Source organism: Sporolactobacillus sp. STSJ-5 (assembly GCF_024385605.1).
Classification (GTDB): Bacteria; Bacillota; Bacilli; order Bacillales; family Sporolactobacillaceae; genus Sporolactobacillus.
This window is the reverse complement of the sequence record NZ_JANFOJ010000001.1, coordinates 338578-350355: the sequence shown is the minus strand read 5'-3', so window position 1 is coordinate 350355 and position 11778 is coordinate 338578. Positions and strand designations below refer to the sequence as shown.

The 11778-nt window shown below is 43.8% G+C and carries 9 protein-coding genes and 1 other annotated feature; of the genes, 5 read left to right on the top strand and 4 right to left on the bottom strand.

Features of this window, described 5'->3' with window-relative positions; translation table 11 throughout:
• The first annotated feature begins 76 nt into the window (after positions 1-76).
• Positions 77-1144, top strand: a complete 1068-nt coding sequence (locus tag NOM01_RS01730) for a tetraprenyl-beta-curcumene synthase family protein (RefSeq protein ID WP_255745853.1) — start codon at positions 77-79, stop codon at positions 1142-1144.
• Here NOM01_RS01730 and mnmL read toward each other — a convergent pair.
• Positions 1141-2115, bottom strand: coding sequence for a tRNA modification radical SAM protein MnmL/YtqA (gene mnmL / locus NOM01_RS01725; protein WP_255745852.1), 975 nt, complete (start codon positions 2113-2115; stop codon positions 1141-1143). The two genes, NOM01_RS01730 and mnmL, sit on opposite strands and share 4 nt — an antisense overlap.
• 317 nt (positions 2116-2432) lie before the next feature.
• Positions 2433-2669, top strand: a binding site (T-box leader).
• Between the two features lie 165 nt (positions 2670-2834).
• On the opposite strand from mnmL, the gene leuS reads away from it, so the two are divergent.
• Positions 2835-5255 (top strand): leucine--tRNA ligase, encoded by a 2421-nt coding sequence (gene leuS, locus NOM01_RS01720; protein WP_255746008.1) that lies wholly within the window; start codon positions 2835-2837, stop codon positions 5253-5255.
• A gap of 669 nt (positions 5256-5924) precedes the next feature.
• Positions 5925-7517: a putative polysaccharide biosynthesis protein gene (locus NOM01_RS01715; RefSeq protein ID WP_255745851.1), complete on the top strand. Its 1593-nt coding sequence runs from the start codon at positions 5925-5927 to the stop codon at positions 7515-7517.
• A 129-nt stretch (positions 7518-7646) separates the two neighbouring features.
• On the opposite strand, the gene NOM01_RS01710 is transcribed toward NOM01_RS01715, so the two are convergent.
• The 3 genes from NOM01_RS01710 to cysK all read right to left on the bottom strand — a co-directional run bounded on the left by NOM01_RS01710 (position 7647) and on the right by cysK (position 9780).
• Positions 7647-8081 (bottom strand): hypothetical protein, encoded by a 435-nt coding sequence (locus NOM01_RS01710; RefSeq protein ID WP_255745850.1) that lies wholly within the window; start codon positions 8079-8081, stop codon positions 7647-7649.
• Positions 8082-8202: 121 nt separating this feature from the next.
• A complete protein-coding gene (locus tag NOM01_RS01705) occupies positions 8203-8421 on the bottom strand; it encodes a DeoR family transcriptional regulator (RefSeq protein ID WP_253058988.1) in 219 nt (72 codons plus the stop codon).
• A gap of 426 nt (positions 8422-8847) precedes the next feature.
• Positions 8848-9780: a cysteine synthase A gene (gene cysK / locus NOM01_RS01700; protein WP_255745848.1), complete on the bottom strand. Its 933-nt coding sequence runs from the start codon at positions 9778-9780 to the stop codon at positions 8848-8850.
• 344 nt (positions 9781-10124) lie between these two features.
• On the opposite strand from cysK, the gene thpR reads away from it, so the two are divergent.
• Positions 10125-10682: an RNA 2',3'-cyclic phosphodiesterase gene (gene thpR, locus NOM01_RS01695; protein WP_255745846.1), complete on the top strand. Its 558-nt coding sequence runs from the start codon at positions 10125-10127 to the stop codon at positions 10680-10682.
• 160 nt (positions 10683-10842) lie between these two features.
• Positions 10843-11628, top strand: a complete 786-nt coding sequence (locus tag NOM01_RS01690; RefSeq protein ID WP_255745844.1) for a hypothetical protein — start codon at positions 10843-10845, stop codon at positions 11626-11628.
• Positions 11629-11778: the final 150 nt, after the last annotated feature.

Here is an 11778-nt window from a genome sequence, read left to right as displayed (position 1 = left end):
GCTATAATAGATGGTAAGTAAGGAGATTGCCCGAACGAAATCAAGTAGAAGAGCGTCTCTACAGGGAGGCAAAACGATGACTGTACCGTCCAGACCGATTAAATTAATGGCACAAATATATAGAAAAGTGCTTCCCGAAGTACATCGCGATCTTGCAAAATGGAAGAAGCGAGCTGAAGAAATTCCCGATGCAGAATTGCGCAGACAGGCACTCGCAAGTATTGAAGCGAAAACATTTCACTGTGAAGGCGGATCCATTTACAGCCTTCTAGCTGAGGGACAAATGAAGGAGATCATTTCATTCATTGTCGCTTATCAAACGATCAGCGATTATTTGGATAACTTATGTGATCGAAGTATTTCGCTTGATCCGGTTGACTTTCGTTGTTTGCATCACTCAATGCTGAACGCATTGACTCCGGGTGCCGAGCCAGAGGACTATTATAAACACCGCGGCAGCTGCGATGATGGAGGGTATCTTCAAGGACTTGTGTCTGAATGCCAAAATGTACTTGGCCAATTATCGGCGCTGAAACTTATTCAGCCTGCGCTCCATGAGTTAGCCGGTTTTTATTGTGATCTTCAAGTGCATAAACACGTGAAAAAAGATCAGCGTGTCCCTCGGCTCGTCGAATGGTTTCAAAAAAATAAAGCCCATCTCCCTGAGATGAGCTGGTATGAATTCGCCGCGTGCTCCGGATCAACACTGGGCATCTTCTGCATCGTTTCCTATGCAGCATCACGCGGGAGTGAAATGGCGCAGCTTGTGGTTCAGATCAAGGACAGTTATTTTCCTTGGGTTCAAGGGCTCCATATTTTAATGGATTATTTTGTCGATCAAGAAGAAGACCGGATTGAAGGCGATTTGAATTTCTGCTCCTATTATTGCAGCAATGAGGAAATGATCAGTCGCTTCAAGCACTTCATTGAAGAAGCAGATACGGCAATTGAGAATATGCCGGATAAAAATTTTCACAAAATGATTAACCGCGGCTTGCTTGGTATCTATCTTGCTGATCGAAAAGTCGCACGGCAGCGTAATGTTCGCGTGCTTGCACGAAAACTGATCTGCAGATCAGGAGCCAGCGGCTTGTTCTTCTTTGTTAATGGGTGGCTTTATCGCAGAATCAGCCAGAGTATTTAGTCCCTAGCTGATTGTTCAGCAACTGAGTGGGCAAGTTTGCCTTGCCAGCTGTCTCGCCTTGCCAGCTCATCATCAATCGCGTCTAGGACTTCCCATTTATTCAGACTCCACATTGGTCCGACCATTAAATCAGCGGGTCCGTCGCCTGTTAATCTATGAATGATCATATCGGGCGGAAGAATTTCCAGCTGATCACAGACAAGATTGACGTACGTTTTAAAATCAAGGAATTGAAGCAAGCCTTTTTCATATTGCTTGACCATAGCTGTTTTTTTTAACAGATGGAGCAAATGTATTTTAATTCCTTGAACGTCAAGTCTTGCAACAGCTTTTGCTGTCTCAAGCATCATTTCCGGCGTTTCACGCGGCAGTCCGTCGATAATATGAACGCATACCGGAATATTGTGCTTACGGAGCTTCTCAACTCCTTCGACAAAACAGTCATAATCATGCGCTCGATTGATGAGGCGGCCGGTTTCATCGTGTACCGTTTGCAGTCCGAGTTCAAGCCATAGGAATGTGCGCTTGTTTAATTCGGCAAGATAGTCGACGACGTCATCAGGAAGGCAGTCCGGGCGAGTTGCAATTGAAAGTCCGACGACACCTTCTTGTTCCAAGATCACTTCATAGCTTTCGCGAAGCACGTCAACAGGTGCGTATGTGTTCGTAAAAGCTTGAAAATAGCCGATGTATTTGTCGGCGTGCGGCCACTTCTTTTTCATCTGTTCTTTAATCGTGGTAAATTGAGTCGTTAAGTCATCTCGGCGACTGCCTGCGAAATCGCCAGAGCCTTTCTGACTACAAAAGGTGCATCCGCCCCAGGCAACTTTGCCGTCTCGATTCGGACAGTCAAAGCCTCCGTCCAACGGAACCTTGAAGACCTTGCTCCCAAATGTATGCCTCAGGTAAGTATTCCAAGTATAGTAGCGTTTATCCGGTCCATAATGAACCGGCCATTTTTGTTCAGCCAAATCCCAGGCTCCTCTCGTTAACCTATCGCACATTTTAGCAAACATTTAGTGAAATATAAAGCAGATGACTGGGCACAGAGCAGTTGTTGAATAAACAGTAACTGTGTATCGTGCGTCATTTATGAATGAATTTGAGGCTATTAGAATGTTTTCCTTTATAAAAAATACATTGAAGTTGTCCTCTTGTATTTGAGAAGGACTTCAAGATGCAAATCAACCTGATTTCTGGCTTTCTTCATCATAAATCGCCTTTATATTTAAACCTGAGTTGACATCTCCTACTAATATCAATAAAATGGAAACACAACCTTATCAATGAAACGACAATGACGGAGAAAAGTAGCTTGTGATCCGCTTTCAGAGAGCCGACGTTTGGTGCAAGCCGGTACGGAAAAAAGTGAACTCGCTCCTGAGTTGCGAGTGCAGCCCTTAACTGGGCACCTCGCCGTAAACCTGCGTTATAGGCTAAACAAGCGAGCGAATGGCAATATGCCGTCGTTAATTTGGGTGGTACCGCGGGAATTTAATTCAGTAATCAACCTCTCGTCCCTAACAAACATGTTAAGGGCGGGAGGTTTTTATATTTTTTGAATAGTTTGCCCGTTTTTCAAAGAAATGCTCGGTGTGGTCAAGTCCTAGACGCCGGCCATTGCTTAGTATTTCTTATACCAGATAACCGCTAGTTTATTTGTATTATAAAGGAGGAACTCGCCATGGCAATGGCTTTTGATCATCAAAAAATTGAAGCGAAATGGCAAAAATATTGGGATGATCATCAAACATTCAAAACTGATGATCATTCCGACAAACCAAAATATTATGTGCTCGATATGTTCCCGTATCCCTCAGGAAAAGGGCTGCATGTCGGTCATCCTGAGGGCTATACGGCAACCGATATTATGGCGCGTATGAAACGGATGCAAGGCTTTGAAGTGCTTCATCCGATGGGCTGGGATGCGTTTGGGCTTCCTGCGGAACAATATGCACTTGATACCGGTCATGATCCGGCAGATTTCACGAAGCAAAATATTGCTACTTTCAAGAGACAGATTAAATCACTTGGCTTCTCATACGACTGGAATCGTGAAATCAATACAACGGACCCGGAATACTACAAATGGACACAATGGATCTTCCTTCAGCTCTACAAAAAGGGACTTGCGTATATCGCAGAAGTTCCGGTGAACTGGTGCCCGGCGCTTGGAACCGTTCTGGCAAATGAAGAAGTCATTGATGGAAAAAGCGAACGCGGCGGCCACCCGGTTATCCGCAGGCCGATGCGTCAGTGGATGCTGAAGATTACTGCATATGCGGATCGTCTGATTGATGATCTTGACGATGTGGACTGGCCGGAAAGCGTTAAAGAAATGCAGCGTCACTGGATCGGCCGTTCGGAAGGCGCCGAGGTTCAATTTAAGATTGACGGACATGAAGAACATGTTACCGTCTTTACCACACGCCCTGATACACTGTTCGGCGCGACCTATATGGTGCTCGCCCCGGAACATAAACTTGTTGATACAATTGTAACGCCTGAACAAAAGGCAGAGGTTGATCAATATCGCAAGGAAGTGGCGGCTAAAAGCGATCTCGAACGTACTGATCTCAACAAAACGAAAACCGGTGCATTTACCGGAGCTTATGCCGTCAATCCTGTTAATGGCAAGAAAGTACCTGTTTGGATTGCTGATTACGTCCTGATTACTTATGGATCAGGAGCAATCATGGCGGTTCCGGGCCATGATGATCGCGACTATGAATTTGCGACCAAATTTGATCTGCCGATTATCGAAGTTGTTGCAGGCGGCGACCTGTCGAAAGAAGCATATACCGGTGACGGCAAGCATGTAAACTCAGGCTTTCTTGACGGACTTGGCAAAAAAGAAGCAATGACTAAAATGATCGATTGGCTGGAGACGCACAAGGTCGGCAACCGCAAAATCACGTATCGGCTGCGTGATTGGCTGTTCAGTCGCCAGCGTTATTGGGGCGAACCGATTCCCATTATTCATATGGAAGACGGATCGCTTAAAGCGGTTCCTGAAGAAGAACTTCCGCTGCGTCTGCCGAAAACGGAGAATATCAAACCGTCCGGTACCGGAGAATCGCCACTGGCAAATGACACAGACTGGATTAATATCGTTGATCCTGAGAGTGGTATGAAGGGTCGCCGTGAAACGAACACCATGCCTCAGTGGGCAGGCAGCAGCTGGTACTTCCTTCGTTATGTTGACCCGCATAATAAAGAAAATCTAGCGGATCCGGAGAAACTGAAACGCTGGATGTCAGTCGACCTGTACGTTGGCGGTGCCGAACACGCCGTGCTTCACCTGCTGTACGCACGGTTCTGGCATAAGGCACTTTATGATCTCGGTGTCGTGCCGACAAAAGAGCCGTTCCAAAAGCTGGTTAATCAAGGTATGATTCTCGGAACGAACCATGAGAAAATGAGTAAATCGAAAGGCAATGTGATCAATCCGGATGATATTGTTGCTTCTCACGGCGCGGATACACTTCGACTGTATGAAATGTTTATGGGACCAATTGATGCCGCAAAGCCTTGGTCCGAAAAAGGGATTGACGGATCACGACGGTTCCTCGATCGAGTTTGGAGGCTGTTTGTCACTGCAGAAGGAAGCCTTACCGCAGCGGTTACTGAGACAGCAACGGCAAGCGAAGCTTTTGAAAAGGTCTACCATCAGACTGTGAAGAAGGTAACCGAAGACTTTGCGATCATGCACTTTAATACCGGTATTGCTCAGATGATGACCTTCATCAATGAAGCTAATAAACAAGATCAAATTCCGACTTACATGGCAGAAGGTTTCATTCAACTGCTCTCGCCGGTTGCACCGCATATCAGTGAAGAGATCTGGTCGCTGCTCGGTCATGACCAATCCGTTGAAAAATCAGCATGGCCAACCTATGATGCACAAAAGCTCGTTGAAGATCAGATCGAAATCATCGTCCAGGTCAACGGCAAGATTCGTGCACGTTTCCAAGCTGAAAAAGGAACATCTAGAGAAGAACTCCAAAATAAGGCCATGAGCGATACGAACGTGAAAGCACAGCTTGATGGCAAAACGGTTAAGAAAGTCATAGCAGTTCCTGATAAACTTGTTAATATTGTTGCCAAGTAAATCACAGCACCAGCATAAAAACCGCTCTTGATGCGAAAGCATAGGAGCGGTTTTTTAACACCATTAGAGATTTTTCGAAAAGAGGGAAAACTAAGATTAGGAAGAATACCGCATGCTGCCGCGTGCTGAACACTAAGTCATCTATAACCTCTGCATTTGTCAGAGTATGCGAGAAACAAGATGCTCGAGCCTACAAGAATTAATGGAAAATAGGCTGATAAATACTGTCCGCAGTTTCTTGGATTTGTGAAGTTCAATTTTTTTAACAAGGAAAGAAAGTATATGATTTTCGCCAAAGCCAAAGGTTGTGAGCCAAACGCGCAGGTGCGAGACTCCTGCGGGAGTGCAGGCCAGGGGAGACCCCGCAGGTATTAGTTTGCTTGAGGAGGCTCCCGGACTGCCCGCGGTCGCGCTCAGTTGATGCGAGCAACCGGAGCGTAATCAAAATCCGGCATGATTTAAGGACCGGGCGCTTTTTGCCCGGTTCTTCTTAGTAGATTTTCTCAATCAATAAGATTACATAGGTTGGACGCAGCGTCTTGGCTTCTCAACAAAATGTGACAAAACATGCAATAGATCGCCAAGTGAACTCGTATGAACGGCAGAATGTGGTAAAATACTAAGAGTTGTGGGCAGTTCGCCCAATTGAAGATTTAGGAGCGTTGACAGATGTCCGCATCAACTATGGTCCGTGGGGCTGTGATTCTTACAGTTGCCTCCTTTGTATCAAGATTGTTAGGTATTCTATTTGTTATTCCCTATAATGCGATGACCGGAACGGAAGGTGCGTTCCTTTATCAGTATGCTTATACACCCTATGGAATTATGCTGAGTATTTCGACCATGGGCTTGCCGCTTGCGGTTTCAAAATTTGTATCCAAGTATAATTCGCTTGGCGATTATGAATCCGGAAAACGTCTTTTCAAATCAGGAATTCTCTTGATGTCTGTGACAGGTCTCGTCGGCTTTCTCATCCTCTTTTTAGGAGCACCTCATATTGCAGCTACTTATGGCGTTCCGAAGAATGAACTAGCCAATGTGATCATGGTTACCCGTGTCGTCAGCATTGCCATTCTTGTCGTGCCTGTGATGAGCCTCATGCGTGGATATTTTCAAGGGTTTCAATCGATGGGGCCGACTGCTGTATCTCAGGTTGTCGAACAAATTATGCGTGTGGCCTTTATTTTAATTGGAGCTTTTCTAGTTATGAATGTCTTCAACGGCTCAGCCGTTACTGCGGCGGCACTCGCCACTTTTGCGGCATTTGTCGGTGCTGTTGCCGGTCTGTACGTTATGCTGCATTATTGGGTACGAAGACGGAAATATTTGGATAATATGCAGCAGCAGAGGGTGCAGCGTTACAGAATCTCCTATCTGTCCATGTATAAAGAGCTTGTGACGTACGCAGTTCCTTTTGTAGCTGTCGGAATCTCAATGCAGCTTTATCAGCTCATTGATCAGGTCATGGCGTACCATTATCTTGACTATTCTGATAAAATAACGAAGATCGTCATTACAGATTTAACCATGAATGATCAAAAAATGGTCATGATACCGGTCACTCTGGCAACTTCGCTTGCGGTCAGCGCAGTACCGGCGATAATAAAGTCCTATTCCAATGGAAAAATCGCGGAAGTCAATAGTAAAATTACTCAAGCATTTGAATTAGTCCTTTTCTTGACTGTTCCGGCAGCCATTGGGCTATCTATTTTAGGATATATGATCCACGGACTGCTTTTCGAAATGAGTCCGGAAGCGCTGCAAATTGGCGGAAGGGTGCTTCAGTGGTATGCGCCGACAGCCGTCTTCTTTGCACTGTTTCAAGTTTCCGCTTCTGTATTGCAAGGCATCAACCATCAACGAGTAACACTGATCAGCCTTGTGGCAGGGGTGATTGTCAAAATATTATTGAACCCTGCATTCATGAAATTTTTCGGTATGGTGGGACCTGTACTTGCGACAAATATCGGCTATACGGTTTGCATTTTAATTAATCTGATTGCGATAAAGAGAGCGACCGATTATCATTATTCACAAATCGTGCGGCAAACGATTCATATCGTTGGTTATACGATCATCATGTGTTTGGTAATTCAACTCATTTTCCTGCTCTTTGGCGGGAATGTACCAAGCAGACGCAGCATCGCGTTTATTGTGGTCATTCTAAGCGTTTTCTTAGGCGCTGCAGCATATTTAGTTCTTGCACGATGGACCGGTCTGCTCAGGCGGATTACCGGTGGATTCAGAAGACGAAAGGCTTAATCGAGTCACCGATGAATTCGTCGTTGCAACAGTCACGGATCATTAACGTTTAATTTCTCTAAATCTTGATAATTTCTTATTTGTGTAAAGTAAAAAAGGAAATTCGGAATCGACTCCGAATTTCCTTTTTTATTGTTGTCTCGGAGGGAATCCCGGAACGCCGACTGGCGGAATAGGAAATCCAAGCCTTCGTTCAATGGAACGAACTCTTCGATCAAGACTTTGGAGCTCGCGCTGGAAGAGATCCTGTTGCCGTTCAATCTGTCTAAGCCTGCGTTCGAATTGCTGAGGATTGAAAGGCGGCTGAGGCGGACGAGGGGGCTGCTGCATCTGCCTGCTGTTTTCAGAAGGACCATCCCATATAAAACCATTTTCGGCATAGGAATTTCCGGCTTGTTGACGTGCAGAGAGCGGGTAGCCGGGATTTAATTCAGGATGATTTTGGGGTATTGATGAAGTGTTTTGAAAGGCTTCTTGATTCTGGCTGTCAATCCGTCCTCTTGGCGCGGAAGAAGGCTGGAAAGCATTGGCGTCTTGTGGGAAAGTATTGCCGTTTGAAAACATAGATAGGTTCCTCCTTAATTTGATAAATCGTGTCATTCACCTATAGTCTATGTTTAAGAAAGGACTTTGTTATGGGTCCCAAAATTAAAAAAACAAATAAAAAAGAGCTGTTTTAAACAGCTCACGAAACCTTAACTCGCTTCTTTGTCACGGCCCATTGACCTTTTCGAGGACTTTGAACCAAATCGTTATAGGTTAAAATATTCAAGTCTCTTTGCATTGTTCTCTGTGTCATGTCAAATTCTTCAACCAGCTCTTTCGTCGTAACCACACCTTGTTTGCGAATGAACAAATATACGGATCTAACGCGATTTAGCATTCGATCAGTTGAAGGACTCAAATCATCACTCCCTAGATTATTTATCAATAAAAGACAGATCTCTTATTGAGCGAAATATTCAAGCAAGCTTCGACACAGAGTTTTGAAAATGCCGAAACGTCTCAAGTAAAATACGTTTGCCATTTGGTCGTTCGCGTTGCGAGCAAACAAAAAAAATCACTGAGCAAATGGTTTCTTTTAAGTTGAGAAGTCACATAATTTTCTGTTAACAAATTAAATATAACTCATTCAATGAAAAAGTCAAATGCTTTTTTTATTATTTAGATAATGTTAAATTTAGATGTTCTTTAATCGTTCATTTAAGACGCCGGTTTGATAAATGACGCCGGAGCCATAACAATCATTAACTTAAACTTTAAAATCACAGTATGCGGAAATAAAAAAACCTCCGATTTTTATGCAAACGGAGGGGAATGATTCATTGAATTATCGTGGAAAAATATCTCCGGACAAATAGCGCTCACCGGTGTCATTAATGATACAGACCACCACATCACCTGGTTTATATCGCTTAGCGACCTGAAGGGCAACATAAACAGATGCGCCTGAAGAAGGACCGCACAGAATGCCTTCTTCGCTCGCTAATCTGCGTGTTAATTCATAAGCGTCTTCATCGCTGACTTCAATAACCTCATCAATGATTGACATATCCATTGTGTTCGGAATAAATCCGGGGCTCGTGCCGACGATTTTATGCCGCCCTGGTTTTCCGCCGGTATAGACCGGCGATCCTGCAGGCTCGCAAATATGTACAGTCAATTCAGGAAACGCCTCCTTCAAAGCTTTTCCAGCTCCAGAGACTGTGCCCCCTGTTCCGGCAGCTCCCACAAATGCACGAAACGGACGATTGAGTTGCTGAATATCTTTTATAATTTCTGTACCTGTAGTTTTTTGGTGTGCCTTGGGATTTGCCTGATTTTCAAATTGCATCGGCATATAGCTGTTTGGCATCATTTCGGCAAGTTGACGCGCTTTTTTTATTGCACCGGGCATCTTATCTTTACCCGGAGTCAGCACAACCTCCGCTCCCAGGGCTCTTAATAAATTAATTCGTTCTTGCGTCATCGTATCAGGCATCACTATAATTGCTTTATAGCCGCGGGCAACGGCGACCATCGCAAGACCGATGCCCATATTTCCTGATGTTGGTTCGATAATGGTTGCGCCCTTCGCAATAATACCTCGGTTTTCAGCATCGAGGATCATATACAATGCTGCACGATCTTTTACACTTTTTGTGGGATTGAAGTATTCTAATTTTGCATAGATGTCTGCACCGTTCGGATCGGGCAGCCGATTCAATCGAACCATCGGTGTTTCGCCGACAAGTTCATCAATGGATTGGACAATTTTTGTCATAATGATCTCTCTTTTCTTTAATCGCTGTAAAACACTTTTTTAATGTATCTAAATCAAGAAAAAAACATGTGACCTAATGATCCGTGATGGTTTCACGGACAGGGATACAGTCAGCACGCACTATTCCAATTGAATTAGTTACATTATACAGGATTTACAGGGGTTGAGTCGACCGATGTCGTATGATTTTTCAGTTATAGAGATAATTTCAATAATACCGTATTGATTAATGAGTGATGATACGAAGTAATTGATTTTTAAAAAACATTACAGCAATGCTAACGATTAAAGAAAGCGTAATTTTATCATGTGAAGGCTTTTGCTCAAATTGAGGTGTATATCTGATGACTGATCACTATTTTTTGGCGATTCCGCTTGCTGACGAATTAAGAATCATGACCTGTCAAGCGGCCACGCCATTTATGAATAACATTCACTATAAACGGAGGACGAATCCGGCAGATCTTCACTGTACACTTCTATTCTTTGGTGCACTTGATGAAGAAAAAAGAGCAGCGGTCGTTCAGACTGTTTCTCAAATTTCGCGCCGGCATCATTCATTCCATTTGAAACTGTCAGGAATTGACGGATTTGGAGAGAAACATCGGCCGCGCGTTTTGTTTGCTTCGCTCTTTCCAAATCAGGAACTGCACCAGTTAAGAAGTGATCTTGGACAAGCATTATCCATTATCGGTTTTAATATAGAAAAACGTCCGTTCCATCCACATATTACATTAGCAAAGCGTTGGATTGACGGTGAAATGCGTGTGGATCTGCCAATAACTGATTGCGCCATAACAGGAAAATCATGGGAGGTATGCAGCATGATGCTTTTTAAAGTTCAGCCTGAGACTCTGCCGCATTATCTGCCGGTTTTTGAATTTCCTTTTTTAGGTGAATAAATACTTCGCCTAATTAGAGTTTTGAATTAAAATAATAGTTATGGTGAAGAAAAGATTAATGAAGTCAACTTTGAATGCCGACAGCGCTCAGACTTTCTCATACGCATCACTTCACATCTATTTTTAACAGCACGATTTGTTCAAGAGAAGGGGAACGAGTATGGCTCAACTCATTAAAATAAATCAATGTATTTCCCGCTATCAGATGAACTTCCGCAGTTACGCTAATCGTTATAATTGGCTGAAGAAAAGGCGGTTTGCGGAGTGGAAAGAAGACTGGGAACATGTTCATGGCATTCAACAATCAGATGATGGTGCCGATATATATAAAAACCAATTGAAACATGAATTTGAGGATTGGCTTTTTGACAAGCAATTGGAATGGTCGACGCGAACCGCATTTGAATGGTCATCCTTTCCAGACACGATTTATTCGGAGCATTGGTTAAGGCATTTAATTAAAGAAATAAACGATGTCTCATTTTTCATGTACCTGCCGGTGCTACTTACCCGGTCTGGCCCCGTTCAGCTCGATTCTCTGTTAATCGCGAATGATGTCATTTGTTGTGTTCATCCTCTATTGGGTAATCCCGGCGATGTGTTTCAACCCGTTTCACAAAGAAATTGGAATGTCATTACGAATGGAGCACAGCGTCCGCTCTTAAATCCTTTGATCTCACTGCGGCGGACCAAAGCAGTTGTTTCAGCCTTTCTGCAGAGCAAAGGGCTGCGGTCTATGGAAGTGGAAGCAGTTGTGTATGCCCCTGATGGTTACATTGAGTCTAAAGCAGGCGAGTTTGAGGCGCGTTTTATTGATTTGAGAAACGAAGCTGAATGGTTCCAAAAAATGGATCAGCATTCCTTACTTATGAAGCGGGGACAGATTGAATGTGCTGAAGCCCTGCTCAACAATAGTGAAACCGTATCTGAACCCAGGACAATCTGATTAAAATCATTTGGATTCTTCTCATCTTTTTGATTGTTGATTGAACGCGAACGTGGTATATTTTTAGGCATAGTCTGTTTTTTTCATAAAAAAAGCAGATCTGGAAAGGCAATGGTGGAATGCTTTGATTCGATTTTTCGATGGCGATAA

Excerpts from the sequence above, each read along its gene's own strand:
- NOM01_RS01730 (WP_255745853.1), top strand. The coding sequence starts at position 77 with ATGACTGTACCGTCCAGACCGATTAAATTAATGGCACAAATATATAGA.
- leuS (WP_255746008.1), top strand. The coding sequence starts at position 2,835 with ATGGCTTTTGATCATCAAAAAATTGAAGCGAAATGGCAAAAATATTGG.
- NOM01_RS01715 (WP_255745851.1), top strand. The coding sequence starts at position 5,925 with ATGTCCGCATCAACTATGGTCCGTGGGGCTGTGATTCTTACAGTTGCC.
- NOM01_RS01710 (WP_255745850.1), bottom strand. The coding sequence starts at position 8,081 with ATGTTTTCAAACGGCAATACTTTCCCACAAGACGCCAATGCTTTCCAG.
- cysK (WP_255745848.1), bottom strand. The coding sequence starts at position 9,780 with ATGACAAAAATTGTCCAATCCATTGATGAACTTGTCGGCGAAACACCG.
- thpR (WP_255745846.1), top strand. The coding sequence starts at position 10,125 with ATGACTGATCACTATTTTTTGGCGATTCCGCTTGCTGACGAATTAAGA.
- NOM01_RS01690 (WP_255745844.1), top strand. The coding sequence starts at position 10,843 with ATGGCTCAACTCATTAAAATAAATCAATGTATTTCCCGCTATCAGATG.